The sequence below is a fragment of the Mesorhizobium sp. B1-1-6 genome (assembly GCF_006443035.1).
Classification (GTDB): domain Bacteria; phylum Pseudomonadota; class Alphaproteobacteria; order Rhizobiales; family Rhizobiaceae; genus Mesorhizobium.
In genome coordinates this window covers 559,604-585,675 of the sequence record NZ_VFWR01000002.1, presented here as the reverse complement: position 1 = coordinate 585,675, position 26,072 = coordinate 559,604, and the positions used below count along the sequence as shown (strand labels likewise).

Here is a 26,072-nt window from a genome sequence, read left to right as displayed (position 1 = left end):
GGGGGGCGCGAGGGATCGCGGCCTCTCCTGCGAAGAAGGCTACACCCTCTTCCGCCACGGCAGGCTCCAGCGCGCCTTCTCCAGCGAGGCCTTGGCTTCGACCGTGGCCGGGGCAGCCTGGGCTTCGCGGTATTGCACCGAGCCCCGCGGCGGATAGGGCAGGCTGTCGTTGAGCTCCAGCCTGTCGAGCTGGCTGAAATCGGGGAAAGGCAGTTTTTCCTCCTCGCGCCAGGCGCTGACCCGCTTTTCCGCGGCGATGCGCTTTTCCTGGTCGAGCGGCAGGTCGGCGGCGCTGTATTCCAACTGCGCCGGGAAGGCGAACTGGGCGCCGGCCTCGTCCATCACCGCGATCATCGACAGCAATATGTCCTCGCGGATGGCGAGAAACTCCGAGCCATCCGCGGTCGTGATGTAGGTGAAGACCTCGATGTCGAGTGAATAGGGGCCGAAGCCGACGAAGCGCACGCGGCACGGGTCGTCGATGACGCGCGGATGAGCGATCAGGAGCTTGCGCAGCGCCGCCAGCGTGTAGCGCAGCTGGTCGGGCGTCGTCTCGTAGCGCAATTGCAGCGTGGTGGCGAAGCGGGTGCGGTCGCGATGGGCGTAGTTCTCGATCTGCATGCCGGCGAAGTCGGAATTGGGCACCGAGATCACCGTGCGGTCGACCGAGCGGATGCGGGTCGAGCGCATGCCGATATGCTCGATGGTGCCGGACTGGCTGCCGAACTTGCAGAAGTCACCGACGCTGACCGGCCGGTCGGCATAGAGCGTCAGGCCGGAAAGAAAATTCTGCAGCGTCGGCTGCGCCGCCAGCGCCACCGCCAGGCCGCCAATGCCGAGGCCGGCCAGCACGCCCTGATAGGGGATCGCCAGCACCTCAGCCAGGAGCAGGAAGGCGACCACCAGGGCGGCGATGCGCGCCACGCCGGTCAGCAGCGAGATCAGCGTCTCGTGGTAGCCGGGCACGTTGAAGGTGGCGCGGTAGCGCTCGGCGATCTTGCCGATCAGGTGCCAGACGACGGGAACCGCGCCGATCAGGATCAGGCTCCAGGCCGCCGCCTTGGCGGATGCCGCGATCACCTGCGGCAAGCCGAGCGGCCGCAGCGCAAACAGCAGGAACAGGCCGAGGAAGATCGAGCGCACCGCCCATTCGACGACGCGGAAGAAGCCGGCCCGCCCCGAACTCCTGCCGCGGCGGGCGAAGAACACGATGACGGCGTTGGCAAGGAAGCCGAAGGCGATGCCGGCAAGCACGGCAATGCCGAGCCCCAGCCATTGCCAGCGTTCGATCGGCCCGGCGCGGGTCAAAAGGGCAGGGCTGATCTCACGGGCAAGGCCCCTCGTGGCGAAGAAGGGATCGTTGCTGGCGAAGGCGGTGAATTCCGGCGCCACCGGCGCATCCTCGATATCGGCATAGAGCGTGCGGATGTTGGCCAGCGTTTCCGGCGTGAATTTCCACAGCTTGCCGCCTTTCTCGGTCCCCACCGGAGCGACGACGATGTTGCCGGCCGGGTGCTCGAAATACACATAGGGCGTGTTGCTTTGGGGATCGTCGGGAATTTCCTGCCAGTAGACGTAGCCGATGCGGTCGATGACTTTCTTGAGATAGCTCTCGAGCAGAACCGCCTCGTCGGACCGCACCGCCGGATTGTAACCGCGCATGTCGAGCGCCGTTTGCGTCGAACCGCCATTCTGGTCGGCGATGCCGCCGAGCAGCATCTTGAACGTGTCGCGCGGCGAGGCGAGCTTGGCCGGATCGTCGACCATGTCGGGGGCTTCGCCACGCGCCGCCTGGAACTCGGCGAGCTTGGCCTGCAGCACGGCGAGCTGCGGCCCGACGATGAACCATTCGCCGGCCTTGCGGCGGAAGGTGACGTCGAAGAAAACCTTGCTGCCATATTGCTGCAGCCTGGCTGTCACCTCGTCGCCGGGGATCGCATCATGCGGCAGGTTCCACAGGCGCAAGGTGGCGTTGTCGATCACCGAAAACAGGAGCTTGGTGTAATCGGGCATGTTGAGGCCGCCGCGATCGGCCTCCGTGACGTCGACAAGGCCGGCCGCCAGCGCGGCAAGGCCCATGCCGCCGCCGGTGGCGCGCGGCACATTGTCGGCGCCGCTCTCGTTCATGGTCTGCAGGAATGAGCGCATCGTCGTCATCGGGCTGGTCTGGTCGACCTTGAGGGTCTCGGCGGCGTCGACGCGCACGCCCGTCCACCATTCGGCGGTGGCGGATTCGAAACGGCCCATGAAGCTGGCGCCGTCCGGCGCCATGACGAAGCTGAACTCGCCCTGGCGACTGCCCTCGAACCAGCGGCCGAACAGCTTTTCGCCTTCGGTCTTGGCTTCGATGCGGCCGCCATACAGGGGATAGACGCCCTTCACCTCGGCGCCGTCCTGCTCGAAGGTGATCTGGGCGCCGCCGCCGCGCCATTTGGTGTCCCAGACACCGGCCCAGTTGGCCGTCTGCTGGGCATGAGCGGGCTGAATGACAGGCAGCAGGCCGGCCAGCGCAAGCGCGGCGATCAGCGTGACCAGGCGGATCAGGACCAGAGCAATTCCAGGAAAGCGGCGTAGCGATTTTCCCAGGAAAACTGCGTAGCGCTGCCGCGCCTGCGGATCGTGTTCTATCGAGGCAACCGGGACACCGCGCATTGCATTGCCCTTCTTCTCGGACCGCTGCCATCAGGCCGCAGCATGTCGCGGAAGGTTATTCCGCGTGAAGATGAATATTGTCTTTCCGGCAGGCGACAGGCGGCAGGCGGAGGCGATGATTTCGCGCCGTCGCCTGGCCCTTCAATCGTAGGTCAGGTCCCTCGCCTTGCCGCCGAACACGCGGTAGGCATAGAAGGAATAGAAGATGATGATCGGCAGCACGACCACGGTGCCGGCCAGGATGATGGCCAGGCTTTCGGGTGCGGAAGCCGCCTGCCAGATGGTCAGCCTGTCGGGCACCACGAACGGATAGAACGACCAGGCGAGCCCGGCAAAGCCCAGCGCGAAGATGGCGGCCAGCGTCAGGAACGGCGTCAGCGAATGGCGGTCGTCGGGCCTGGGCAGATGAGAGGTCTGCCGCCACAGCCACAGGAACAGCAGCGCCGACAGGATCGGCAGCGGCGACAGATAGAGCATTTCGGGCAGGACGAACCATTTGGCGAAGATGCGCGGGCTGGCGAAGGGCGTGGCCAGCGACACGGCAGCCATGCCGAGCGCGGTCAGCACCAATGTGGTGCGCAGCCAGCGCACCGCCTTCTTCTGCAAGTCGCCTTCGGCCTTGTAGATGACCCAGGCCGCCCCCATCGCGGCGTAGGCCGCCGCCAGGCAGAACGCCACCAGCACGCCGAACGCCATGCCGCCCAGGCCGAAGTCGAGGCCAAGCACATAGACGCCCAGCATATAGCCTTGCGCCAGCGAGGCGATGAGCGAGCCGAGGAAGAAGATGCGGTTCCAGCGATGCTTGCGCTCCGTCGCCACCTTGGCGCGGAAGTCGAAGGCGACACCGCGCAGGATGAGGCCGACCAGAAGCACGAACACCGGGATATAGAGCGCGCTGAGGATGACACCATGCGCCATCGGGAAGGCGACCAGCAGAAGGCCGACGGCCAGCACCAGCCAGGTCTCGTTGGCATCCCAGAACGGGCCGATGGCGGCGATCATGGTGTCCTGCTCGGCGTCCTCGGCCGCCGCGAACAGGATGCCGATGCCGAGATCGAAGCCGTCGAGAATGACATAGATCAGGATGGCGAGGCCCATCAGGCCGGCGAAGATGAGGGGGAGCAGGGTCGGCCAGTCATAGGTCATTTCTCTGTCTCCTACTCGCCAGCCGCGGGCTGCGACATCGGCTTGTTGAGCACGCCCGGCAGCGGCGAGGTGTCGCCGTCCTTGGCCGCCTTCAGCGCCAGGTGCACCAGAACGCCGAGATAGGCGATCAGCAACAGCACGTAGAGAGCGAGATAGACGGCCAGCGTCAGCGCCACATGGCCGCCGGCCACCGGGCCGACGGCGTCGGCGGTCCTCAGCACGCCCGTCACCAGCCAGGGCTGGCGGCCGATCTCCGTCGTATACCAGCCGGCGAGCGTCGCCACCCAACCGGAGATGGTCATCGGCACCATGAGCAACGCCAGCGGCCTCGGCAGGCTATGACGGCGCTTGAGGAAGAAGGCGGCCGACCAGGAGACGGCGAGCATCAACAGGCCGGTGCCGACCATGACGCGAAAACCCCAGAACACCGGGAAGACGGGCGGATGGTTGCCGGGATAGTCGTTGAGTCCCGGTACCACGCCCCTGGCACTGTGCCGCAGGATCCAGCTCGCCCCGTTGGGAATGGTCACCTCGAACCTGTTTTCCCTGGCCGCTTCATCCGGAATGGCAAACAGCACCAGCGGCACGTTGGGGCCGGTGTTCCAGTTGGCCTCCATGGCGGCGATTTTCTGCGGCTGGTGCTCGAGCGTGTTCAGGCCGTGCTGGTCGCCGGCAAGGATCTGGATGGGAATGAGGATGGCGGCGGTGAAGACGCCGGTGCGCAGCGCCTTCCACATCGATTCCGAGCGGTCGCCCTTGAGGTAGCGCAGCGCCGACAGGCCGGCGATGAGAAACGATACCGTAAGCCCGGAGGCGAGCAGCATATGGACGAGACGGTAGGGCATGGAGGGATTGAAGAGGATCGCCCACCAGTCGACGGCGTGGGCGACGCCGTCGCGCATCTCGAAGCCGACCGGCGTCTGCATCCACGAGTTCAGCGCGATGATCCAGAAGGCCGACACGGTGGTGCCGCCGGCCACCAGCACGGTCGCCAGCGTGTGGATGCGGTTGGAAACGCGGCGGAAGCCGAACAGCATGATGCCGAGGAAGGCTGCCTCGAGGAAAAAGGCGGTGAGGATTTCGTAGGCCAGCAGCGGCCCGGCGATGTTGCCGACCGTTTCCATGTAGCCCGGCCAGTTGGTGCCGAACTGAAAGCTCATGGTGACGCCGGAAACCACGCCCATGGCGAAAGACAATGCGAACACCTTCACCCAGGTGAAATAGGCGCGCATCCAGGCCGAATCATTGGTCGCGTTGTAGCGGAGCTTGAAGAAAAGCAGCACCCAGCCGAGTGCGATGGTGATGGCTGGAAACAGAATATGAAACGAAATATTCGCACCGAACTGAATGCGCGAAAGGATGAGCGGGTCCATGGCGGGCTCCGGCTGCTTCTAATAAGCGGAGAATAGGCTTGTAGGGCCGGCCGGTCAAAGCGGCGTCCCGCCGCGAGGCGGAACGCCGCAGCGCCATGCGGCGGCAATGTCGAGAACTGTCAGCAACGGCATTGACTTGCGGTTGCATGCGGCGACATTCGTCCTATATCTGGGGTCCTCTTTCAAGCAGCCGTTTTCAGCCATGCAGCCTGTCATCTCCATTTCCGGGGTCACCAAGACCTACGCCACCGGCTTCAAGGCGCTGAAGGAAATCAATCTCGACATCGAGCGCGGCGAGATTTTCGCGCTGCTTGGCCCCAACGGCGCCGGCAAGACGACGCTGATCTCCATCGTCTGCGGCATCGTCAACCGTTCGTCTGGCAGCGTCACGGTGGATGGCCACGACATCACCAGAGACTATCGCGCCGCGCGCGGCCTGATCGGGCTGGTGCCGCAGGAGCTGACCATCGACGCCTTCGAGAGCGTCTGGGCGACGGTCAACTACAGCCGCGGCCTGTTCGGCAAGCCGGCAAACCATGCCTTTGTCGAGAAGGTGCTGCGCGACCTGTCGCTGTGGGACAAGAAGGACGCCAAGGCGATCACGCTTTCGGGCGGCATGAAGCGGCGGCTGATGATCGCCAAGGCGCTGTCGCACGAACCGCGCGTGCTGTTCCTCGACGAGCCGACGGCCGGCGTCGACGTCGAACTGCGCCAGGACATGTGGGCGATGGTGCGGCGGCTGCGCGAGGACGGGGTCACCATCATCCTCACCACCCACTATATCGAGGAGGCCGAGGCGATGGCCGACCGCGTCGGCGTCATCAACCGAGGCGAGATCATCCTGGTCGAGGGCAAGGCCGAACTGATGCGCAAGCTCGGCCGCAAGCGCCTGGTGATGGAACTGCGCAGCCCGCTCGGCGCCATTCCGGACGCCTTCTCGCACTACGCCCTGGAATTGTCGCCGGATGGCGGGCAGATCACCTACACCTATGACAACCAGAGCGCCCGGCCGGGCGTGGCGTCGCTAATCCGCGATCTCGAGGCCGCCGGCATCCAGTTCCGCGACCTGGACACGCAGAACAGTTCGCTGGAGGAGATCTTCGTCAATCTTCTGAGGCAAGAGCCATGAACCTGCGCGCGGTATGGGCGATCTACCGGGTGGAGATGGCGCGCGCGCTGCGCACCGTTTTGCAGAGCATCGTCTCACCCGTGCTGTCGACGTCGCTGTATTTCGTCGTCTTCGGCTCGGCCATCGGTTCGCGCATCACCGAGATCGACGGCATCAGCTACGGCGCCTTCATCGTGCCCGGGCTGATCATGCTGTCGCTTTTGACGCAGTCGATCTCCAACGCCTCCTTCGCCATCTACTTCCCGAAATTCGTCGGCTCAATCTACGAGCTGTTGTCGGCTCCGGTCTCCTATCTCGAGATCGTCCTCGCCTATGTCGGGGGCGCCGCCACAAAGTCGATCATCCTCGGCCTGATCATTCTGGCGACGGCCTCGCTGTTCGTGCCGCTCTCCATCCAGCATCCGTTCTGGATGCTGGCCTTCCTGGTGCTGACGGCGGTGACCTTCAGCCTGTTCGGCTTCATCATCGGAATCTGGGCCAGGAGCTTCGAGCAGTTGCAACTGGTGCCGCTGCTGATCATCACGCCGCTGACCTTCCTGGGTGGCAGCTTCTATTCCATCAACATGCTGCCGGGCGCCTGGCGCACGGTGACGCTGTTCAATCCGGTCGTCTATCTGATCAGCGGCTTCCGCTGGAGCTTTTTCGGAAAATCGGACGTTTCGGTCGGCATCAGCCTCGGCATGACCGTGGTTTTTCTGCTGATCTGCGTGGCGACCGTCGCCTGGATATTCAGGACCGGCTACCGGCTGAGGAATTGAGGGGCGAAGCCACGCTGAGCCGCGGTCAGAGCTAGATCGCCTTCACCAGCCGCAGCAGGCCCAGCATCTCGACATAGGTTCCCTTGCGGAAGGCGACGTAGACCGGCTCCTCGATGCCGTGGAAACGGCGCTTGAACGCCGCCTGCCCCTGCAGGTTGAAGCGGCGGCGGTTGACCCAGGGCGAATCATAGGCGCGCTGGAAGGCGTTGCGCCAGAAATCGCTTTCGGCGAATCCGCTGGGGCCGACGTCGACCAGCGGCGACAGCCCGAGCGTGACGACCGAAATGCCTTCCTCGCGAAAGCGGTCGACGGCGAATTTGGTCAGGCCGACCTCGGCATGCGGCGAGGCGTCGATGTGCTTGCGCTTGAAGGCTGTGGTGTAGCCGATGACCTTGCCGCCGCGAAACAGCGGATCGAAGTCGAGCAGGGCGACCAGTTCGCCATCGGGGCCGTGCAGCACGAAGCGGCGCATGTCGACGCCCACATGATCGGCGAAGTGCCGGTTGAGGAAGCCCATTTCCCAACGCTTGACGATGCGGTCGCCGCGCCAGTTCGCCGAAAGCCGGGAGATCTCGTCGAGAAAGATCGTCCGCTTGTCCTCGGCGAACGAAAAGCCCTTCTTCAACAGCCAGCGCTCGGAGTAGCGCACGGTTTCGTTGCGCTTGCCGGAAAAATCGTGTTCGGGCAGCGGCAGACGGGTGTCGATGCCCAGCCGGTTGACCTTGTAGCCGAGCCCGGCCAGCACCCGCGCCGACTGTTCGCCGATCTGCACGAACCAGGGGCTGCCGGCGGTCTCGACGAAGCGCCTGATGTAGTCGGCCCGATGGGCCGGATCGGCGACCGGGTCACCGAGCGCGAAATGATGCTTCATCTTGGTGCCGAAAGCGATGTAGCCGTCGGCGTCGCCGAAATAGGAGAGCCTGCCTTGCACGGCGGAGGAGTAGGCGAGTGAGAAGTCGCCGTGGCGGCGCACCAGCGCCAGCCGTTCGGCATGGGTGAACGCCTGGCGCTCGACCTTTGGCGAGGCACGCTCGAGGATTTTGTCGAGATAGATCCGCAAGGAGGGCATGGGTCGAGATTCCGCGTGCATCTGCGGCGCGCACCCGGGTACGCTATACGCCGTGGCGCCTTGATTTTGCACAGGAAGCCGAAAAAAGCGTTTCGAGGACTTCGGATTCCTGTACCGGTAACAGAGATCCGCCAGCCCCCGGATCTCGAATCAATCACATTGCCGCGACCTGATTATCGCCGATCTCGCGTATATGCCATATAGGACGCAACCGCGGTGCGGCGCATGGCCTCGAAATCCGGGGCCGATCTGCTGTATGGATCATGCGCGGGAGGGCGTTCTGCTGGTGTCGGCGGAAGCGCCACAAGGGTGGAACGGGGTTCGTGAGCGAATGGCAGATACGACAATCAGACCGGCAGCGCACCAGACGGTAACCATCGAACCGGCGATCGTCATCGGCGCGGGCGCCGCCGGTCTCGCGGCAGCGCAGGCGCTGGTCAAGGCCGGCGTGGCGACGGCGATCCTGGAAAAGGAGAGCCGGTTGGCCGAGCCATGGCATCGGCGTCACCAGCAGCTGCGCCTCAATACTCACCGCGACCTTTCGGCACTTCCCGGCCTTGCCTATCCGAAGGGCACGCTCGCCTTCCCCCACAGAACCGCCGTCATCCGCTATCTGAACGATTTCAGCGAGGCGAACCGGCTGCCGGTGGAGCTCGGCGTCGCCGTCGAGGCGGTCCTGTTCAGGGGCGACCACTGGGCGATAGAGACCAGCGCCGGGATGCGCCTGGCGCGCCACGTCGTGATCGCCACCGGCCGCGACAGACAGCCGTTCATCCCCGACTGGAAAGGAATGCGGGATTTCGCCGGCCGCATCATCCATTCGGCGGATTTCGGCGACGCGAAGGACTATGCCGGCAAGAAGGTGCTGGTCGTCGGCGCCGGCAACTCGGGTATAGACGCGCTCAACCACCTGGCGCAGGCAGGCGCCGCCTCGCTGTGGCTGTCGGCCCGCAACGGTCCGTCGGTCCTGCCCAAGCGCATCGGCAAGATTGCCGTGCACCGGCTGTCGCCGCTGATGGCGCGGTTGCCTTTGCGGGTCGCCGATGCGGTGATCGCCTTGACGCAGCGCCTGGTTTTCGGCGACCTGACGAAATTCGGCGTGCCGCCGGCACCGGTGGGCGGCGCCAGCCGCCTGACCACCGACTACACAGCGATCGCCGCCGACGAGGGCGCGATCGACGCCATCCGCTCGGGCAGGATCACCGTCGTGCCGGGGGTGCGAGAATTCACCCGCGACGGCGTCATCCTGGCCAACGGCAGCCTGATCGATCCCGACATCGTCATTGCCGCGACGGGCTACCGCACCGGGCTTGAGCAGATGGTCGGCAATCTCGGCGTGCTCGACGGCAAGGGCGTTCCGGTCTTCAACGGCGGCGATGCGGATCCGAAACTGCCTGGCCTCTGGTTCACCGGCATGCGGCCGAGCATCCGCGGCTGCTTCGCCAATGCCGCCATCCAGGCCAAGGCGATCGCCGAGCGGATTGCCCGGCGGATCGCCAATTCGGGCCCCTGAACCGGGCTGGAGGTTCGTTTTACGCGTCGGACGGAACCCCACTTTCCTGGAATTGCCCTCTAAATCGCGATCTTGCCGCCGCCTTGTTTGGTAATGGCGACAACCGCCGGCCGCACCGGCATGTCCGGCTTGAAATCGGGCCAGCGCGTCGACGGATCCTCATAATAGGACGGGCGGCCGAACGCCTCCCAGTCCTCGCCGCCGTCGCCCGGATGCTGGACGGCGACGAAGGCGGTCTGATCGTCGGGCGCAAACAGCGGCCCGCACATTTCAGCGCCGATCGGCACGCGGAAGAACAGTTTTGACGTCGCGCGCGCCGGCCCTTCGGTGTCGACCGCCCACAGGCCGTCGGTGCGGCCGGTGGCCTTCGGGCCCTGGCCGTCGGTGGCGACCCACAGGCGCCCGGCCGAATCGACCGCGCAATTATCGGGCATGCCGAACCAGCCATTGGCCGTGGTGGCGGTGGAGAAGGTGGCGCCGACATCGGCAACCGCCGGATCGCCGCATTTCAGGAGCACTTCCCATCTGCCCCTGGTGCCGGCGAAATCGCCGCCATCTTCCGATATCTCGATGATGTGGCCGAAAGCGTTGTCGGCGCGCGGATTGGCGGCGTCGACCTGGTCGGCCTTGCGTTTGGAATTGTTGGTCAGCATGACATAGACCTTGCCGTTGACACCATTGGGCTGGATGTCCTCGGGACGGTCCATCTTGGTGGCGCCGAGCAGGTCGGCGGCACGCCGCGTCTCGATCAGCACGTCGGCCTGGCCGGCGAAGCCGTTCTCGGTGGTCAGCGGACCCTGGCCGAAGACGATCGGCAGCCACTCCACCGTACCGTCGGCGGCGAACTTGGCGACATGCAGCGTGCCGTCGTCGAGCAGGTTCATGTTGGCGGCGCGGTCGTCCTGATCGAAACGGCCCGCGGTGACGAATTTGTAGACGTACTCGAAGCGCTCGTCGTCGCCGAGATAGAAGACGACGCGGCCATCCTTGGCGATGATCGATTCGGCGCCTTCATGCTTGAAGCGGCCCATTGCGGTGCGCTTCCTCGGCGTGGATGTCGGATCGTTTACGTCGACCTCTACGATCCAGCCGAAACGGTTGGGCTCGTTCGGCTCCTTGGCGAGGTCGAAGCGATCGTAATGTGCGCCCCATTCATAGGCGCCTTCCGGAATGCCGAGGCGCTTGTAATTGGCGGCTTCCTTATGGCCTGCCGGCAGTTCACCGGAGAAATAGCCGTGGATGTTCTCCTCGGCCATGACATAGGTGCCCCAAGGCGTGACGCCGCCGGCGCAGTTGTTGAATGTGCCGATGACCTTGGTGCCGGATGGGTCGGCATTGGTCTTGGCGCGGCCATGGCCGGCGACCGGGCCCGACAGCGCCATTTCGGTGTTGGAGGTGATGCGGCGGTTCAACTTGCCGTCGCGCACCACCTGCCACTTGCCGCCTTCCTTGCGGATCTCGACGATGGTGCCGCCATGCGCCGCCATCTCGACATCGACCTGCTCCTTCGAGAGCGGCGCGAGTTCGGCCGCCTTCTTGCCATCCTTCTCGACGATCTTGGCGATGCCCGGGAACATCAGATGCGGATCGGTGTATTCGTGGTTGACGACCAGCAGCCCGTGCTCGGCGGAGCCATCGATCCCGATATAGCCGACATAGTCATTGTTGTAGCCGAATTGTCTTGCCTGGGCCTCAGCCGACTGCCTGGCCGGGTCGAACTCCGGCGAATCGGCAAACAGCGGATCGCCCCAGCGCAACAGCACGTCAGCATCGTAGCCCGGCGCGACATGGTGCTTGTCGTCGATACCGGCTTCGAGTTCCTCGAACGAGAAGGCGGAGCCCTCGGCGGCACGCGCATCGTCGGCGGCCACGAGCGCCAGCGGGCTGACGGTGGCGGCAATGGCCGAGACGGCCAGCGAGCCCTTGAGGAAAGCGCGGCGGGAAAACCGTTCGGCGATGATTTCGCCCATGGTGCTGTTGTCGGTGGGGTTGGTCGCCGGACCGTTGCTTTCCTCAAGCAGGCTGGTGCGGAATCGGGCGTCGGGCGAGCGATGGTCGGTCATGGGTCTGCCTCTGGCTGGATGGCTGGAGCGTGTCACGCGTTTCGACCCCTTATAGACGATCGGTCACACTTTCGTGACATTCGTGCACCCGCCAGCTGACCGCGAACCTCGCGCCACATTCGGTTTGAAACTCGGACCAAGGTCCTAAACCGATCGGGCGAAGGTCCGGATTGCCGCGGCATCGGTCGTGGGCCACTTACACGAACACGCCATGTCGCCGATGGTCGCGTACCTGCACGAGATGGCCCTTGAATTCGCCGGCCCGATCAAGTGAGGGACTGATGCGCAGCTCGATCATGGCTCATTGTTGCTGGCTGGCCCTGAGAGCAGTGCCGGCACTGGCGCTGACCATAGCCCCCTATCACCTCGATTTTCACGGTTCCGCCGCAGGCATTGTCGCGTCCAGCGCCCAAGCCAAGCCTGGCGGGAACAGCGGCAATGGCGGTAACGGCAATGGCGGCAATGGCGGCAATGGAAATAACGGCGGCGGCAACAATGGCAACGCAGGAGGCAACAATGGCAACGCTGGCGGCAACGGGAACAATGGCGGCGGCAACAACGGCAAGGGGAAGGGTGCCAACAGCTCCGGCAAGCATGTGAACGCAACAACCGGCGATCGTGTCGAAATAGACGACAACAAGATCGTGGTGCAGCACCCTAACGGCTTCGGGGAAGAGATCGAGAAGGGTCGCTTCAAAATGACCGACGCTCTGGGCCGCACGATCGTCGAGCGCCCTGCGACGGCGGCGGATATAAGCCGCCTCAAGGGGTTGTAGAGCGGGCAATAGGCATCGCCCGCTTTACGTGTCACCTCCGCCGCCCCCCGGCGGAGGTGACCTTGTCGCTCCGGCCCCGTATAGGGGCCGTCTTTTTTGCCCGGGAGCGTTCCGCTGCTGCACCGCGCTTCAGGTTTTCATTTATGCGTGTCGTTATCCCAAACCGGGGATCCCTTGCGGCCGACCAGGATTAGCTGCCGGCCCGATCCCGCGCTTCGCGCATCAGCAGCGCCGCCTCGGTGCGATTGCGGACGTTGAGCTTGGACAGCACACCGGTCATGTGATGCTTGACCGTTTTTTCCTGCAGTGCCAGCCGCAGCGCCACTTCCTTGTTGCTCAGCCCTTCCGCCACCAGCTGCAGGATCTCGGCCTCGCGTCCGGTGAGCTGACGCAGGCGATCCGTCCTGCCGTTGGCCGGCTGCAGCGATTGCAGGTCCGAAAGCAGGCGGGCCGACAGGGTCGGCGACACATAGGTCTCGCCGGCCGCGACACCATGCAGGATTTCGGCCAGCATGCGCGAGCCGACCCCCTTCAGCACATAGCCGCGCACACCGGCGTTCAGCGCCCGCGCCACGTCGGCATTGGCCTCCGAGACCGTCAGCATGACGATCTTCTGCCCGGGATTGGCACCCAGTATGCCGGCCACCGACGCAAGGCCGTCACCCGGCATGCTGATGTCGAGCAGCAGTATGTCGGGCTGCAAAGTCGAGGCGATGCGTTCGGCATCCTGCGCCGTGGCGCCCTGGGCCACCATTTCGAAGCCGCCGATCTCCGACAGGCTGCGGGTAACGCCTTCGCGAAACAGCGGGTGGTCGTCGACAATGGCGACACGGATGGTACCGATCATGGTTGATCCTCGACGGCTAGCGTAATCATCAATCGTGTTCCCTGTGGCCCGGTCGTGGTCTCGAACTGGCCACCAATGCTTTCGATACGTTCCCTGATGCCGGCGAGCCCCAGGCCCTCGGCTCGCCTCGGGTCGAATCCGGGCCCGCCATCCGACACTTCAACGAAGAACTTGCCGCCTGTCATCCCGGCCTTCACCTCCTGATCCTTGCCCTGCCCATGACGATAAGCGTTGTTCAGCCCCTCCTGGACGAAGCGATAGATGCTGATCTTCTCCGAAGCGCCCAGTTCGGGCAACTGCCTGGATAGGGTCAGCGCCACGGAACTGCGGGTCCTGCGTTGATGCTCGTCGACGGCAAGACGCAGAATGTCGCCGGTCGCGGCCGTTTCTATCTGCGGCAGGACGAGGCCGTTGCAGATGCCGCGGATTTCACGCATCGCGTCGTCCAGCGCCATGCGGATCATGGCGATCTCGGCGTTGCGGCTGTCGCTGGAGGCACCCTCGCCGGAAATGGCGGGGCTGTCCACACGCAGCGCCGCCAGCGCGACGAGCTGAGCCGGCCCGTCATGAAGGTCGGCACCGATGCGACGCAGGTATCGTTCATTGAGCGCCGTGGCACGGCGCGACGCCTGCTGGACGCGCAGGCGCAGCGCCCGGTTTTGCGAGACCAGCGCCTGCAGCTCGGAGACCTGGCCCTGCAGAACGCCGCGCTGCTTGTCGATGGTGCGGCTGCCACGTATGACGATCCCCGACAACAGCAGCAGCGCCGTCAGCGTGGCGCCGGCCACGATCAGCCAGCTCGACAGCAAGGCGGAAGCCAGAGCCGCCTGGAAATCGTCGGCGATCTCGTAGAATTCGGTGACGGCGACCACCTCGCCCGACCAGGGTTCGCGGACTGGATTGTAGATTTCCAGCAGCGGCACGCCCGCGGCCCTCTCCTCCTTGTCGTCCTCGTCGCCTAGCTCGTTGAACTCGGCGACGACATTACCGGCGAAGGCGGCACGCAGGTTGGCGCTCGGGCCGAACTGCCGGCCGATCAAGGCCGTGTCCTTCGAATACAGCACCGTGCCGTCCCGACGCCACAACTTGAAGGAAAACAGCCGTTTGCCGAGCGCGCCTTGGCCGAGGGTCTCGTCAAGCGCCCGTTTGACGGCGTCATCGAGCTGATGGTTCGTGCGCAGATCGGGGAGCAGCGGAGCGATCACGCTGTCGACATAAAGGGCAGTCGTGGCCGCCGAATTGTGGAGCACGCTTTCGCGGATTTGCGCGGTGACCCAGAAGCCGACCACCAGCATCACCGCAAGCAGCCCGAAGCCGCCGGCAATGATGAACTGCAGCGCCAGCGTAAGCCCGTTCCAGCGCCGCGACAAGGTTTCGAGAAATCGCACGCCACGCTCCTCGCCCCCACCCGCAGGGGCAGGGTAGTGGCCGCGACTTTGGCGCTTCGGTCCTGCCGACACAAGAGCCTGGTCCCACGGCAGCTGCTTGACGTCGCGACGCGCTTGCGAAACAAGGCACGGACGACCGGCATCAATATCGAGGGCAGCGTGAGTTTTTCGGGGTTACTTCAGCTCGGTCTTTCGACCGTGATCTTTCTGCTGGCGGCGGCGGCCGCCAAGCAATGGGGGATGGCGCCCAGCCTGGGCAAGATCGTGCTGACGCTTGCGCTCTATTCGCTGGGCAACCTGATCATGCTGCGGCTGATTCGCGAGTTCGGCATGTCGGTGTCGTTCAGCCTGTCGGCGGTCATCCAGCTGGTATCGGTCAATCTGGTGGCGCTGATATTCTTCGGCGAGCGCATCAATACGCTGCAGGCGGCCGGCATCGTGCTGGCGATTGCCGCCGTGGCGCTGATCACGCTCGGGCCCTATGTGCAAGGGCGATGACCGGCAAACCATGGTTGCGAAACGAGGTCCGATGAGAACTGCGGCAAAGGCTCTGCTGAGCCGGGTCGAATTCCCGGTGCTGCTGGCCGGCCTTGTCGTCGCCGCCGGCCTGTGGGGCTTCGTGGAGTTGATGGAGGTGGCACGGGCCACCACGCCGCACGCCTTCGACGCTGAAATCATGCTTGCCTTCCGCCAGGCCGGCCAACCCGGTATCCCGATCGGCCCGCCATGGATGGAAGGGGCGATGCGCGACATCACCAGCCTCGGCAGCACCAGCGTGCTGGTGCTGATCACGGCGGCGACGATCATCTATCTGCTGTTGATCCGCAGGCCCGGGACCGCGCTTCTCATCTTCGTCGCCGTGGCGGGCGGCCAGATGCTGTCGAGCCTGCTGAAGCTCGGCGTCGACCGGCCGCGGCCCGAACTCGTCTCGCATCTGGTCAACGAGACCTCGCTTTCCTTCCCGAGCGGCCACGCGATGCTTTCGGCGGTGACCTATCTCACATTGGGCTCGCTTGCGGCGCGCTTCCTGCAGGGCCGGACGACGAAGATCTATGTTCTGGCGCTCGCCGTGCTGACGACGGTGCTGGTCGGCATCAGCCGCATCTATCTCGGCGTCCACTGGCCGTCGGACGTGCTGGCCGGCTGGTGCGCGGGCTTTGCCTGGGCCATGCTGTGCTGGTTGGCGGCAAGGGTCCTGCAACGGCGCAGGGTGGTGCGTGACGACGTCTGACGACGCTCGACCGGGAAGCGGTCAGATCAGCCGGTTGATCAAGTGTCCGCAGCCCGTTAGCAGAAGGACCACCGATACCAGGCATGCCGATGTCGTCAATGTCTTGAAAATGGTCAACCACGTTATCCCCTGCCCCAGATGGAACACCATAGCTCTCAATGCTCGGGAAGTATCCGAAAAATGCTCGATAGCGATGATGATCAAGGCTCAAGCGTACATCCTGATGCTTGAAACATCATAATGATCGTATTATACATCATATCCGCAGACTCAGACGGGGATCCCGGCCGATGATCACTGCCGCGCAGATGCGCGCCGCGAGGGCGCTGGCCGGCATCGATCAGAAGACGCTCGCCGAGCGCGCCGGCGTTTCGCTTCCCACCATCCAGCGCATGGAAGCGAGCGACGGCGTGGTCAGGGGTGTGGTCGATACGCTGATGAAGGTCATCCAGGCCCTCGACGAGGCCGGGGTGGAGCTGATCGGCGAGAATCAACCCAGTGAGCGCGGCGGCCGGGGCGTGCGCCTCAAGCCTGCCGTGCCGCCCAATCCGAAAGCTGAGCCGGCATAAGTCGCGACGGCGACCGCCGACAGTCCTGCCGACGATCCCGCCGCCTTTCAGGTGCGGAAGGAAGTCCATGGACGAGATCGGGCAGACGCTCAACGAAACCGCGCGCAAACCGACCCATGGGCCGGCAAAGCCGACTTTTTCCGAACTGTTCACACCGAAACTGGTGACGGTCTGGCGCGAAGGCTACAGGCTCGAACATCTCAGGGCCGATGCCATTGCCGGGCTGACCGTTGCCATCGTCGCCTTGCCGCTGTCGATGGCAATCGCCATCGCATCAGGGGTGACGCCGGAGCGCGGGCTCTACACATCGATCATCGGCGGCTTCATCATCTCGGCGTTCGGCGGCAGCCGTTTCCAGATCGGCGGCCCCGCGGGCGCCTTCATCGTGCTGGTGGCGGCGACGGTCGCGCGGGTCGGCGTGGACGGGCTGTTGCTGGCGACGATGATGGCCGGCATCTTCCTCATCGCCATCGGGTACCTGCGGCTCGGCACCTACATAAAGTTCATTCCCTATCCGGTGACGGTCGGCTTTACCGCCGGTATCGCCGTCATCATCTTCTCGGGCCAGATCGTCGAACTGTTCGGGCTGAAGCTCGCCGGCAAGGAGCCAGGCCCGCTGGTGCCGAAGCTGACGGCGATCGGCGAGGCGGCCGGCACGATCAATCTCGCGGCGACCTTCGTGGCGGTGCTGACAATCGCAACCATCGCTTTCCTGAAGCGCTGGCGGCCGAAATGGCCGGCGATGTTGATCGCCATCGGTCTGGCGTCGCTCGCGGTGGCGCTGTTTGCGCTGCCGGCCGAGACGATCGGCACGCGCTTTGGCGGGATCCCGCGCAGCCTGCAATGGCCGGCGCTTCCCCCCGTCAGCCTCGACAGGATGATCGACGTGCTGCCGGACGCCATCGCCTTCGCGTTGCTGGGCGCCATCGAATCCTTGCTGTCGGCCGTCGTCGCCGACGGCATGACCGGCCGCCGGCACCGTTCCAACTGCGAACTGGTGGCGCAAGGCTTCGCCAACATCGCCTCGGCCCTGTTCGGCGGCATCTGCACCACCGGCACCATTGCCCGTACCGCCACCAATGTGCGGGCCGGCGCGCACGGGCCGGTTTCGGGCATGATCCACTCCATGATCCTGCTCGTCCTGATGCTGGCGGCAGCGCCGCTCGCCAGCTACATCCCGCTCTCCGCCCTCGCCGGCGTGCTGGCGGTGGTGTGCTGGAACATGTTCGAGAAGCAGGCTTTCGCCACGCTGCTGCGCGCCTCGCGCGGCGATGCGCTGGTGCTGATGGCCACCTTCCTGATCGTGGTCTTCCGCGACTTGACCGAAGGCATCGTTGTCGGATTCGCGCTGGGCTCGATCCTGTTCATCGACCGCATGGCGAAATCCATCGCCGTCGAGGCCGACCAGACGCTGGTGCCCGAGGACGTCGCCGACCGCGAGAGCGTCTATGATTCCAGGGACGCGACCGACGCCGACACCGTCGTCTACCGCATCTCCGGCGCATTCTTCTTCGGCGCCGCTTCGACCGTCGGCGCGGTGCTCGACCGCATCGCCGACCAGCGCAAGAACTTCATCCTCGACTGCTCGGCGGTGCCGTTCTTCGATTCGACCGCGGCCAATGTCATCGAGGGTGCGGCGCACAAGGCCAGGCGCGCCGGCGTGCGCTTTGTCATATCTGGCGCTTCGCCGCAGACAAGACGCACGCTGATCAACCACGGCCTCAAGCGCCCGCTGGTGACCTACGCCGCCTCGATCCGGGCAGCGCAGGCGCAGTTGGAGGGAAAAAGGGCAGCGCAGTAGCTTGCATTCTTCTTCCTTTCAACGCGCCGGGAAGCACCTCTCATGGGTTGAGCGATCGTGAACCGCTGACAAACGGACTTTCCCGGACGTAAAATCGCAGCAGGCGGTCGGCATCCTTCGAAATGCCGATCCGAACGCTCTGCCCGATTTCGCCGGGGTCGCGGCCATCGCTTGCAAGCCATAGAGGGCCTTCCCGGCAAAGATCGAGCCCGTCGAGCGAACGGTCGATCCGCAACGCCATGGCGAGCCTTCCCGGTCCTCGCGCCAGGTCACGCAGGCGCTCGATGCCGCGATTGAGCTGCATGATCGGAATGCCGTCGAGCGGCTCCAGTGCCCTGATCAGGACGCCGGTTCCGATGCCGGGCATCTCGCTCGAGACATTCAGCATGTATGAGATGCCGTAGGCGAGATAGACATAGGCATGCCCGCGCTCGAGGAACAGCGAGCGATTGCGCGGGGTCATTCCCCTGAAGCCGTGCCCGGCAGCATCGCCGGCGACATACGCCTCGGTCTCGACGATGCGGCCGCTGGCAATGCCTTCGGGCAATTCCCGGACCACGATCTTGCCGATGAGATAGCGCGCGAGAGCGGCCGTATCGTGCGGCAGTTCCGAACGAGCGAGCGGGCGGCGGACGACCATCCTCATGGCGGCTGGTTTTAGATCCGCCCGGCCCATGTGGCAAAGGCTCTCGTGCGGCCGGCTCCGAAAATCTTCTCAATCCAGCTTCAGCGCCGCGACTTCGCCCTCGTTCATCAGCGGGATATAGAGGATCGACTTGCCGTCGGTACCGATGCCGGTGCGCGAATGAAGGGCCAGCCCCTCCCGGCGAGCCATACACGGCCAATGCCGGCATGACCGGCGATGAATGCCGTTGCGTCACCTCGCCGCCAATTCCTCCGCGGGCGGAGCGCCGGCAAGATCGTCGCGCGCCTTGCGGGCCAGCTTCTTCGTCGAGCGCCTGGGACTGTCGCCGAACAGTTCGGCCGCCTCGGCAAGGCAGGACTTCCTCAGGCTCTTTTCGGAATGCTTCAGGAGTTTGCCAAGGAGTTTCGTATCCCCGGGCGGCCCAAGCGGCTCGCCGCCGGCCTCCAGCATCGCGCGCATGACGAAGACGTCGTGCAGTTCGCCGAGTTGCTCTGCGAGCTTGTCGACCGCCTTGCGACGAGCCTTGATTGGCGTCGGCCACAGGCGGCCGAGCAGCGACAGATGCATGCTGTGGGTCTTGGCCGCCTTGCGCAGGTCGTGGAAATCCTCGGCCCCGCCGCTCGAGGCCGCCTTGTCCAGTGCTTTGCGCGCGCGCCGCAATGTGGCGCGGGCGCCCTCCGCCAGAATGTCGGCGGCCTGCTCCGGCTGGTCCGGCAAGGACAGCCTGTCGACGCGTTCGAGGCCCTCCTGGCAGGCGGCGATGGCAGCTTTTATGGCCGCGTCGAGACCGGCGCCGGCATGAAGCGCGTGCTGGCGCATCACCAGGCGATCGCGGGCGGGGCCGAGGCCGTGACCGGCGCTTTGCCCCGGAAAGGTGTCGGCCAGGCGGTCGATCGTCTCGATCAAGGCGGTCGCCTCGCGCGGTCCGGCGAGCAATGCCGAGACCTGCCTGTAACATTCATTCTCCGTGCGGCAGAATGTTTCGTCACCGGAACGAACCAGACGCAACAAGGCACGCACGCTCTTCAGTCGTTTGCGGGATTTGTGCAGTCCCTGTTCCGGCCTGTCACGCGCCATGTCGAGATGAGCAAGCGCCTTGCCGATTTCCTCGGCCAGGATACGCCTGACCTCGCCGGTCAGCGGCAGGCGCGGATCGATGCGAAAGCTCATGCGGCGATCTCCGGAATCCCCCCGAGGGCGAGCGACGCGTTGTAGAATTTCTGTTCGCCAGTCACTTCGCGGCCGAGCCAGTCTGGCAGCATTTCATCCGGAACATCGTCCGGCGTTTCGAGTTCGGCCATCACAAGCCCCGCCAGCGCGCCGCCGAAGACATCGACTTCGTAGAGATAGCCGCCATGCCTAACATGATGACGTGTCTTCTCGATGACACGCCCGATGGCGAAGCCGAGCATCTCCACGGCGTCGGCCAGCGGAATGGGATATTCGAATTCGTCGCGCTCCCGCGCCGTGCTGCCGAATTTGAGCGTCAACCTGGCCGAGGCGCCGTTGCTGATGCGCACGCGCACCGTGCGTCCTGGCGCGGCGGCGAGATAGAACTGGAGGATGCGGACGTCCGTCTCGACCAGATCCCGCCATGCCGTGCCGGAGACCAGGAACTTGCGCTCGACTTCCTTGCCCATGGCCGCGCACTAAAGCCCGCGCGGGCCGGCATGGCAAGCCATGTCCGAACTCGGATTTGACTTTAATCAATCGATTGATTAAAGTATGCCACATGATCAAGCCGCCCGCTGCGGAGATGACGCGTGAAGCGCTGGTCCGCGCGGCGCTCAAGCTGTTCGGACGACAAGGCTTCGACGGCACCTCCACGCGCGAAATCGCGGCGGAGGCCAAGGCCAATATCGGTTCCATCGCCTATCACTTCGGCAGCAAGGAGGGGCTGCGCCTCGCCGCCGCCGACCATATCGTGGACACCATACAATCGGTCGCCGGCCAGGCACTCGGCGAGACGCGGGCGCCGGCAATCGCGAACGCCGAGACGGCGCGCGCGCAGCTGTTCGCCGCGCTGGAGCGGATGGTGGCATTCGTCGTGGCGCAGCCGCAGGCCGGTGAGATCGTGCAGTTCGTGCTGCGCGAGCTCTCGCACCCGACCGCGGCGCTCGACCGCATCTATGACGGCGTGTTCGAGCCGACGCATCGGCGCCTCTGCCTGCTCTGGGAACAGGCGACCGGCGAGGCGGCCGAGAGCGAGGCGACCCGGCTCACCGTGTTCACGCTGATCGGACAGGTCATCTATTTCCGCATCGGCCGCGAGGCGGTCATGCGCCGAATGGGCTGGCGCGAGATCGGCGCCGCCGAGGCCGCCAAGGTGGCGGCCGTCACATCGGACAACCTCAGCGCCATACTGGCCGCCCGGAAGGGATCGAGACGATGAGCTTTCTTTGTTCGCTGCCGCTTGCCGCTCAACTCTTCGGCGCCTGCGCACCGGCTTCGCCGCTGGCCGTCGGCTATGTCGAAGGCGACTATGTGCTGCTGGCGCCGATCGAGGTGGCGCAGGTCGAGACCGTCGCGGTCAAGCGCGGCGATCGCGTCACATCGGGCACCACGATCGTGACGCTGGAAAACGCCGACGCGAAAATCGCGGTCGCACAGGCCACGGCAAGTCTCGCCCAGGCGCGGGCGCAGCTTGCCGATCTGCAGGTAGGCAAGCGGCCGGAAGAAATCGCGGCCCTCAAGGCCCAGGTCGACATGGCCAAGGCTCAGGCTGACGACGCCAGACGCAAATACGACCGCGCCGCCGACCTCTTCAAGCGCGGCACCGGCACGCAGGCCGACTACGACACCGCCTCGGCCACGCTGGAGACGGCCAACGCGCAGGTCGGACAGGCGCAGGCCAATCTCGCCGCCGGCGGCCTGCCGGCGCGTCCCGAGACGATCAAGGCCGCCGAAAGTCAGGTCAAGCAGGCACAGGCCGCGCTCGACCAAGCGGCGTGGCGGCTATCCAAGCGCACCCTGGCGGCCCCTTCTCCGGGCCGCGTCAGCGACGTCATTCGCAATCCGGGCGACACGGCAGGTCCGACCGCGCCCGTCATCTCCGTGCTGCCCGACGGCGCGGTGAAGCTCAGCGTCTATATACCGGAAGCCGCCTTCTCCTCGGTCAAGGTCGGCACCTTGCTCCGCGTCCATTGCGACGGCTGCGGCCCGGATGTAAAGGCGCGCGTCAGCTATGTCTCGCCCGATCCGGAATTCACCCCGCCGGTGATCTATTCGCTGGAGAACCGGCAGAAGCTGGTCTACCTCGTCGAGGCGCGGCCGGAGGGCGGCGCCGGCGCCTTGCAGCCGGGCCAGATCGTCGACGTCGAGCTGGCGGTTTCAGGGAAATGAACGTCATCGACGTGCACGGCCTGGTCAAGCGCTTCGGCGACAAGACCGTCGTCGACCATGTCACGATGACGGTGGCGGAAGGCGAGATCGTCGGCTTCCTCGGCCCCAACGGCTCGGGCAAGACCACCACCATCCGCATCATGTGCGGCCTGCTGACCCCGGACGAGGGCGAAGGCACGGTGCTGGGTTTCGACATCCTCACCGACAGCCTGCGCATCAAGCGCGAGGTCGGCTACATGACGCAGAAATTCTCGTTCTACGAGGATCTGACGATCGGCGAGAACCTCGAATTCGTGGCGCGGCTCTACCGGCTGAAGCCGGTCGAGGAGCATGTCGCCAGGACCCTGGAGGAACTCGGCCTGACGACACGCCGCAACCAGCTCGCCGGGACGCTGTCGGGCGGCTGGAAGCAGCGGCTGGCGCTGGCCGCTTGCATCATGCACAAGCCCAAGCTGCTTCTGCTCGACGAGCCGACGGCCGGCGTCGACCCCAAGGCGCGGCGCGAGTTCTGGGACGAGATCCACCGGCTGGCGAGCGGCGGGCTGACCGTGCTGGTCTCCACCCACTACATGGACGAGGCCGAGCGGTGCCATCGCATCAGCTATATCTCCTACGGCAAGATGCTGGCGACGGGCACCGTCGCCGAGGTGGTCAGGAATGCCGGCCTGACCACTTTCGTCCTGCAGGGCCCGCGCCTCGACCAGGTGGCGCAAGCGCTCGAAGGCCGGCCGGGCGTCGACCAGGTGGCGCCGTTCGGCGCGACGCTGCATGTCGTGGGAGCCGACAAGAAGAAGCTGGAGGCGGCGCTGGCCGATGTCGAGAAGGAGCACAAGGGCGTGACGGTGGCGCCGGGCGAAACCAGCCTCGAGGACGTCTTCATCCAGTTCATGTCCGGCTCGAAGGACAACATGGCATGAACGCGGTCTTCTCCTTCGCCCGGCTCGGCGCGCTGCTGATCAAGGAGTTCATCCAGATGCGCCGCGACCGCATCACCTTCGCCATGATGCTGGGCGTGCCGCTGATCCAGCTGGTGCTGTTCGGCTACGCCATCAACAACGACCCGAAGAGCCTGCCGGCGGCACTCGTGGCGACGAGCAGCGATCCCTATACGCGCGCCATGGTCTCGGCGCTGCAGACCACCGGCTACTACCGTTTCGACCATGTGGCGCAAAGTGCCGAGGAGGCCGAATTCCTGATGGCGCGCGGCGACGTCGCCTTCGTCGTCACCATTCCGGCCGATTTCGCGCGGCGGGTGGAGCGCGGCGACAATCCGCAGATCCTGATCGAGGCCGACGCCACCGACCCGGCGGTTGCCAGCGGCGCCATCTCGACGCTCAGCACCGTCGCCGGCCAGGCGCTGCTCAGAGCGCAAGGCATGCAGGAGGCCGCCGCCGAGGCCGCCCGGGGCCAGCTCGATGTGGTCGTGCACCGGCGATACAATCCGGAGGGCATCTCGCAATACAACATCGTCCCCGGCCTGCTCGGCGTCATCCTGCAGATGACGATGGTGATGATGACCTCGATCGCGCTGACACGCGAGACAGAGCGCGGCACGATGGAGAACCTGCTCGCCATGCCGTCGAGCCCGCTCGAGATCATGCTGGGCAAGGTGCTGCCCTATCTGGCGGTCGGCGCGGTGCAGGTCGTGGTGGTGCTGGCGGCGTCGAAGCTTCTGTTCGCCATCCCTTTCACGGGGTCGATGACGCTGCTCTTGTCGGCGGTGCTGGTGTTCGTGCTGTCCCTGGTGCTGCTCGGCTACACGATTTCGACCGTTGCGCGCACGCAGATGCAGGCGTTGCAGCTCACCTTCTTCTTCTTCCTGCCGTCGATCATGCTTTCAGGCTTCATGTTTCCCTATCGCGGCATGCCGGGCTGGGCGCAGATCTTCGGCGAGATCTTTCCACTCACGCATTTCCTGCGCATTACCCGTGCCGTCATGCTGAAGGGCGCGCAGCTGCCGGCGGTGGCCGTGGAGATCGGCTGGCTGGTGGTATTCGTGGCGCTGTTTGCCGGCGTCGCCCTTGTCCGCTTCCGCCGCACACTGGACTGAAAACAGCCGCTGGGGCGGTCCAGGGTTCCATCGAACCTGGACCCTCCCGTTGGAACCATGCTTCTGCCCCGGCGTTGTCGATCAGCCTCGCCGCTGCCACTTGCGGGCCAAGACGGCCCCCTCAGTGCAAGCGAAGCCTTTGGCACTCCGAAGTCCGGCCGGATCATCTGGCGGGAGGCGGAACGCCATCAAAACAACGAGATAGAGCGCAGACTTGCAAGTGTATTGCGCTCTATCGACCAGCAATGGAGGCAATGATGAGACTGTATCTTTCCGCCACCGCGGCCGGGCTTCTGCTAGCCGCCGGCATCGGTGCCGCCGCTGCTCAGGACGTGATCATCGAGCCGCAGCAGGAGACCGTTATCCGCGAATATGTGCACAAGAAGCCGATCGCCTCGGTCGACCTGCTGGGCGTCCAGCTGGCCATCGGCTCGACCTTGCCGGACACTGTTGAGCTGCATGCGATCGATGTTCCTGATGTGCAGTACCGCTATGTCGTCGTCAACGGTCAGACCGTCCTCGTCGATCCCGGAACCCGTCGCATCGTGAAAGTCATCGACTGACGGCACCGTCATCAGCTGACGGGCACTGGGCAATTCCAGGAAAAGTGCGCAGCGGTTTCCATCCGGAATTGCGAAACAACAAGGCTGCCCGCCCTGCCATGCAGGGCGGGCGTCAAGCGGCAGCAGCCATGATCTTGGCATAGGCGTCGAAATCGACATTGCCGCCAGACAGCACCACGGCCACGCATTTGCCGGCCAAGTCGATCCTGCCCGACGAGAGCGCGGCGAGCCCGACGCAGCCGCCGGGCTCCACGACGAGCTTGAGATGGGCCATGGCGTCGCGCATGGCCTGCTTCGTCGCCTCCTCCGAGACGGCAATCCCGCCGGCCAGCGTCTTGCGATTGATCTCGAAAGTGAGCGCGCCCGGCTCGGCGACGAGAAGTGAATCGCAGATCGAGGTGTGGCCGGGCTCATTCGCTACCCTGGTGCCCTTGGCCAGCGACCGGCTGGTGTCGTCGAAAAATTCCGGCTCTGCCGCCCAGACGGCGGTGGGGGGCGAACCGTCCTTGACCGCGATCGAAATCCCGCTGCTCAGCCCGCCGCCGCCACAGGGAACGATGACGGCGTCGAGGCTCACGCCAAGCGCCTTGGCCTGACGCAGCAGTTCGAGGCCGATCGTGCCCTGGCCGGCGATGATGGCGGGATCGTCATAGGGCGGCACCAGGACCATGCCCTTCTCCACGTAAGGCCGAACCACGGCCACGCGGTCTTCGCGGACGCGATCGAAGGCGACCACTTCGGCGCCCATCTTGCGGACATTGCCGATCTTCATGGCCGGTGCGTCCGACGGCATGGCGATGACCGCCCTGACGCCGAACATGGCGGCGGAAGCGGCAACGCCTTGCGCATGATTACCCGAGGAAAAGGCGACCACGCCGCGGCCACGCTCCTCGGCCGATAGCGAGGACAGCTTGTTGTAGGCGCCGCGGAACTTGAACGAGCCGGTACGCTGCAGCGTTTCCGGCTTGAACAGGATGCGGCCGCCGAAGCGGCTGTTGAGCTCGGGCGATTCGATCAGCGGCGTCTCGACGATAAGGCCGGAGAGCCGGGCGGCGGCGGCGTGGATATCGGCGATGCCGGGAGGCGTGGTCATGGCGGGTCCTGTAAGATGTGGTCCGGCCATGGTGCACGCAAAGGGCCGCGCGAGGCCAACAAA

24 protein-coding genes are annotated in these 26,072 nt (G+C 65.2%); 13 read left to right on the top strand and 11 right to left on the bottom strand.

Going from position 1 to position 26,072, the window contains the following annotated elements; translation table 11 throughout:
* Positions 1 to 39 precede the first annotated feature (39 nt).
* The 3 genes from FJ979_RS06565 to FJ979_RS06555 all read right to left on the bottom strand — a co-directional run bounded on the left by FJ979_RS06565 (position 40) and on the right by FJ979_RS06555 (position 5,171).
* Positions 40 to 2,652, bottom strand: coding sequence for a mechanosensitive ion channel family protein (locus FJ979_RS06565; RefSeq protein ID WP_140580284.1), 2,613 nt, complete (start codon positions 2,650 to 2,652; stop codon positions 40 to 42).
* Positions 2,653 to 2,793: 141 nt separating this feature from the next.
* A complete protein-coding gene (locus FJ979_RS06560; protein ID WP_140524385.1) occupies positions 2,794 to 3,798 on the bottom strand; it encodes a cytochrome d ubiquinol oxidase subunit II in 1,005 nt (334 codons plus the stop codon).
* Positions 3,799 to 3,809: 11 nt separating this feature from the next.
* On the bottom strand, positions 3,810 to 5,171 hold the full coding sequence (locus FJ979_RS06555; protein WP_140524387.1) for a cytochrome ubiquinol oxidase subunit I: 1,362 nt from the start codon (positions 5,169 to 5,171) through the stop codon (positions 3,810 to 3,812).
* Between the two features lie 202 nt (positions 5,172 to 5,373).
* On the opposite strand from FJ979_RS06555, the gene FJ979_RS06550 reads away from it, so the two are divergent.
* Positions 5,374 to 6,300, top strand: a complete 927-nt coding sequence (locus FJ979_RS06550) for an ABC transporter ATP-binding protein (RefSeq protein ID WP_140491739.1) — start codon at positions 5,374 to 5,376, stop codon at positions 6,298 to 6,300.
* Positions 6,297 to 7,058: an ABC transporter permease gene (locus tag FJ979_RS06545; protein ID WP_140491741.1), complete on the top strand. Its 762-nt coding sequence runs from the start codon at positions 6,297 to 6,299 to the stop codon at positions 7,056 to 7,058. Before FJ979_RS06550 ends, FJ979_RS06545 begins: the two co-directional genes overlap by 4 nt.
* Before the next feature lie 31 nt (positions 7,059 to 7,089).
* Here FJ979_RS06545 and FJ979_RS06540 read toward each other — a convergent pair whose 3' ends face one another.
* Positions 7,090 to 8,127, bottom strand: a complete 1,038-nt coding sequence (locus FJ979_RS06540) for a phosphatidylglycerol lysyltransferase domain-containing protein (protein ID WP_140491743.1) — start codon at positions 8,125 to 8,127, stop codon at positions 7,090 to 7,092.
* 331 nt (positions 8,128 to 8,458) lie between these two features.
* On the opposite strand from FJ979_RS06540, the gene FJ979_RS06535 reads away from it, so the two are divergent.
* Entirely contained in the window at positions 8,459 to 9,640 is a 1,182-nt protein-coding gene (locus FJ979_RS06535; RefSeq protein ID WP_140580283.1) for an NAD(P)/FAD-dependent oxidoreductase, read from the top strand.
* Between the two features lie 59 nt (positions 9,641 to 9,699).
* Here the strand turns inward: FJ979_RS06535 and FJ979_RS06530 are convergent, their stop codons facing one another.
* Positions 9,700 to 11,703, bottom strand: coding sequence for a PhoX family phosphatase (locus tag FJ979_RS06530; protein ID WP_140580281.1), 2,004 nt, complete (start codon positions 11,701 to 11,703; stop codon positions 9,700 to 9,702).
* Positions 11,704 to 11,984: 281 nt separating this feature from the next.
* Between FJ979_RS06530 and FJ979_RS06525 the strand changes: the two genes are divergently transcribed.
* Entirely contained in the window at positions 11,985 to 12,479 is a 495-nt protein-coding gene (locus tag FJ979_RS06525) for a hypothetical protein (RefSeq protein WP_140580279.1), read from the top strand.
* Positions 12,480 to 12,669: 190 nt separating this feature from the next.
* On the opposite strand, the gene FJ979_RS06520 is transcribed toward FJ979_RS06525, so the two are convergent.
* A complete protein-coding gene (locus FJ979_RS06520) occupies positions 12,670 to 13,326 on the bottom strand; it encodes a response regulator transcription factor (RefSeq protein WP_140491751.1) in 657 nt (218 codons plus the stop codon).
* A complete protein-coding gene (locus tag FJ979_RS06515) occupies positions 13,323 to 14,714 on the bottom strand; it encodes a sensor histidine kinase (RefSeq protein WP_140491753.1) in 1,392 nt (463 codons plus the stop codon). The genes FJ979_RS06520 and FJ979_RS06515 overlap by 4 nt, the downstream gene beginning before the upstream one ends.
* A gap of 159 nt (positions 14,715 to 14,873) precedes the next feature.
* Here FJ979_RS06515 and FJ979_RS06510 point away from each other — a divergent pair, with 159 nt between their 5' ends.
* The 4 genes from FJ979_RS06510 (at position 14,874) to FJ979_RS06495 (ending at position 18,315) form a co-directional block, all read left to right on the top strand.
* Positions 14,874 to 15,212, top strand: a complete 339-nt coding sequence (locus tag FJ979_RS06510) for a hypothetical protein (protein WP_140493450.1) — start codon at positions 14,874 to 14,876, stop codon at positions 15,210 to 15,212.
* A gap of 31 nt (positions 15,213 to 15,243) precedes the next feature.
* A complete protein-coding gene (locus FJ979_RS06505) occupies positions 15,244 to 15,945 on the top strand; it encodes a phosphatase PAP2 family protein (RefSeq protein ID WP_140563805.1) in 702 nt (233 codons plus the stop codon).
* A gap of 290 nt (positions 15,946 to 16,235) precedes the next feature.
* Positions 16,236 to 16,514 carry a helix-turn-helix transcriptional regulator gene (locus FJ979_RS06500; protein ID WP_140491757.1) on the top strand — a complete coding sequence of 93 codons (279 nt, stop codon included), beginning with the start codon at positions 16,236 to 16,238 and terminating at the stop codon, positions 16,512 to 16,514.
* 67 nt (positions 16,515 to 16,581) lie between these two features.
* A complete protein-coding gene (locus tag FJ979_RS06495) occupies positions 16,582 to 18,315 on the top strand; it encodes a SulP family inorganic anion transporter (protein WP_140491759.1) in 1,734 nt (577 codons plus the stop codon).
* A gap of 40 nt (positions 18,316 to 18,355) precedes the next feature.
* Here the strand turns inward: FJ979_RS06495 and FJ979_RS06490 are convergent, their stop codons facing one another.
* From FJ979_RS06490 to FJ979_RS06480, 3 genes are all read right to left on the bottom strand, one after another.
* Positions 18,356 to 18,955 carry a DNA-3-methyladenine glycosylase gene (locus tag FJ979_RS06490; protein ID WP_140580320.1) on the bottom strand — a complete coding sequence of 200 codons (600 nt, stop codon included), beginning with the start codon at positions 18,953 to 18,955 and terminating at the stop codon, positions 18,356 to 18,358.
* Positions 18,956 to 19,192: 237 nt separating this feature from the next.
* Complete coding sequence (locus FJ979_RS06485; protein WP_140554707.1) at positions 19,193 to 20,131, bottom strand: CHAD domain-containing protein; 939 nt, start codon at positions 20,129 to 20,131, stop codon at positions 19,193 to 19,195.
* Complete coding sequence (locus tag FJ979_RS06480) at positions 20,128 to 20,601, bottom strand: CYTH domain-containing protein (RefSeq protein ID WP_140559142.1); 474 nt, start codon at positions 20,599 to 20,601, stop codon at positions 20,128 to 20,130. The genes FJ979_RS06485 and FJ979_RS06480 overlap by 4 nt, the downstream gene beginning before the upstream one ends.
* Positions 20,602 to 20,693: 92 nt before the next feature.
* On the opposite strand from FJ979_RS06480, the gene FJ979_RS06475 reads away from it, so the two are divergent.
* From FJ979_RS06475 to FJ979_RS06455, 5 genes are all read left to right on the top strand, one after another.
* Positions 20,694 to 21,353 carry a CerR family C-terminal domain-containing protein gene (locus FJ979_RS06475; protein WP_140580278.1) on the top strand — a complete coding sequence of 220 codons (660 nt, stop codon included), beginning with the start codon at positions 20,694 to 20,696 and terminating at the stop codon, positions 21,351 to 21,353.
* Complete coding sequence (locus tag FJ979_RS06470; RefSeq protein ID WP_140524405.1) at positions 21,350 to 22,303, top strand: HlyD family efflux transporter periplasmic adaptor subunit; 954 nt, start codon at positions 21,350 to 21,352, stop codon at positions 22,301 to 22,303. The genes FJ979_RS06475 and FJ979_RS06470 overlap by 4 nt, the downstream gene beginning before the upstream one ends.
* Complete coding sequence (locus tag FJ979_RS06465) at positions 22,300 to 23,220, top strand: ABC transporter ATP-binding protein (RefSeq protein WP_140563813.1); 921 nt, start codon at positions 22,300 to 22,302, stop codon at positions 23,218 to 23,220. The genes FJ979_RS06470 and FJ979_RS06465 overlap by 4 nt, the downstream gene beginning before the upstream one ends.
* Complete coding sequence (locus FJ979_RS06460; RefSeq protein ID WP_140559144.1) at positions 23,217 to 24,353, top strand: ABC transporter permease; 1,137 nt, start codon at positions 23,217 to 23,219, stop codon at positions 24,351 to 24,353. Before FJ979_RS06465 ends, FJ979_RS06460 begins: the two co-directional genes overlap by 4 nt.
* Before the next feature lie 257 nt (positions 24,354 to 24,610).
* On the top strand, positions 24,611 to 24,916 hold the full coding sequence (locus FJ979_RS06455) for a DUF1236 domain-containing protein (RefSeq protein ID WP_140491773.1): 306 nt from the start codon (positions 24,611 to 24,613) through the stop codon (positions 24,914 to 24,916).
* Positions 24,917 to 25,028: 112 nt separating this feature from the next.
* Here the strand turns inward: FJ979_RS06455 and FJ979_RS06450 are convergent, their stop codons facing one another.
* Entirely contained in the window at positions 25,029 to 26,009 is a 981-nt protein-coding gene (locus FJ979_RS06450; RefSeq protein ID WP_140580276.1) for a threonine/serine dehydratase, read from the bottom strand.
* Between the last annotated feature and the right edge of the window lie 63 nt (positions 26,010 to 26,072).

Excerpts from the sequence above, each read along its gene's own strand:
- FJ979_RS06565 (WP_140580284.1), bottom strand. The coding sequence starts at position 2,652 with ATGCGCGGTGTCCCGGTTGCCTCGATAGAACACGATCCGCAGGCGCGG.
- FJ979_RS06560 (WP_140524385.1), bottom strand. The coding sequence starts at position 3,798 with ATGACCTATGACTGGCCGACCCTGCTCCCCCTCATCTTCGCCGGCCTG.
- FJ979_RS06555 (WP_140524387.1), bottom strand. The coding sequence starts at position 5,171 with ATGGACCCGCTCATCCTTTCGCGCATTCAGTTCGGTGCGAATATTTCG.
- FJ979_RS06550 (WP_140491739.1), top strand. The coding sequence starts at position 5,374 with ATGCAGCCTGTCATCTCCATTTCCGGGGTCACCAAGACCTACGCCACC.
- FJ979_RS06545 (WP_140491741.1), top strand. The coding sequence starts at position 6,297 with ATGAACCTGCGCGCGGTATGGGCGATCTACCGGGTGGAGATGGCGCGC.
- FJ979_RS06540 (WP_140491743.1), bottom strand. The coding sequence starts at position 8,127 with ATGCCCTCCTTGCGGATCTATCTCGACAAAATCCTCGAGCGTGCCTCG.
- FJ979_RS06535 (WP_140580283.1), top strand. The coding sequence starts at position 8,459 with ATGGCAGATACGACAATCAGACCGGCAGCGCACCAGACGGTAACCATC.
- FJ979_RS06530 (WP_140580281.1), bottom strand. The coding sequence starts at position 11,703 with ATGACCGACCATCGCTCGCCCGACGCCCGATTCCGCACCAGCCTGCTT.
- FJ979_RS06525 (WP_140580279.1), top strand. The coding sequence starts at position 11,985 with ATGCGCAGCTCGATCATGGCTCATTGTTGCTGGCTGGCCCTGAGAGCA.
- FJ979_RS06520 (WP_140491751.1), bottom strand. The coding sequence starts at position 13,326 with ATGATCGGTACCATCCGTGTCGCCATTGTCGACGACCACCCGCTGTTT.
- FJ979_RS06505 (WP_140563805.1), top strand. The coding sequence starts at position 15,244 with ATGAGAACTGCGGCAAAGGCTCTGCTGAGCCGGGTCGAATTCCCGGTG.
- FJ979_RS06500 (WP_140491757.1), top strand. The coding sequence starts at position 16,236 with ATGATCACTGCCGCGCAGATGCGCGCCGCGAGGGCGCTGGCCGGCATC.
- FJ979_RS06495 (WP_140491759.1), top strand. The coding sequence starts at position 16,582 with ATGGACGAGATCGGGCAGACGCTCAACGAAACCGCGCGCAAACCGACC.
- FJ979_RS06490 (WP_140580320.1), bottom strand. The coding sequence starts at position 18,955 with ATGGTCGTCCGCCGCCCGCTCGCTCGTTCGGAACTGCCGCACGATACG.
- FJ979_RS06485 (WP_140554707.1), bottom strand. The coding sequence starts at position 20,131 with ATGAGCTTTCGCATCGATCCGCGCCTGCCGCTGACCGGCGAGGTCAGG.
- FJ979_RS06480 (WP_140559142.1), bottom strand. The coding sequence starts at position 20,601 with ATGGGCAAGGAAGTCGAGCGCAAGTTCCTGGTCTCCGGCACGGCATGG.
- FJ979_RS06475 (WP_140580278.1), top strand. The coding sequence starts at position 20,694 with ATGATCAAGCCGCCCGCTGCGGAGATGACGCGTGAAGCGCTGGTCCGC.
- FJ979_RS06470 (WP_140524405.1), top strand. The coding sequence starts at position 21,350 with ATGAGCTTTCTTTGTTCGCTGCCGCTTGCCGCTCAACTCTTCGGCGCC.
- FJ979_RS06465 (WP_140563813.1), top strand. The coding sequence starts at position 22,300 with ATGAACGTCATCGACGTGCACGGCCTGGTCAAGCGCTTCGGCGACAAG.
- FJ979_RS06460 (WP_140559144.1), top strand. The coding sequence starts at position 23,217 with ATGAACGCGGTCTTCTCCTTCGCCCGGCTCGGCGCGCTGCTGATCAAG.
- FJ979_RS06455 (WP_140491773.1), top strand. The coding sequence starts at position 24,611 with ATGAGACTGTATCTTTCCGCCACCGCGGCCGGGCTTCTGCTAGCCGCC.
- FJ979_RS06450 (WP_140580276.1), bottom strand. The coding sequence starts at position 26,009 with ATGACCACGCCTCCCGGCATCGCCGATATCCACGCCGCCGCCGCCCGG.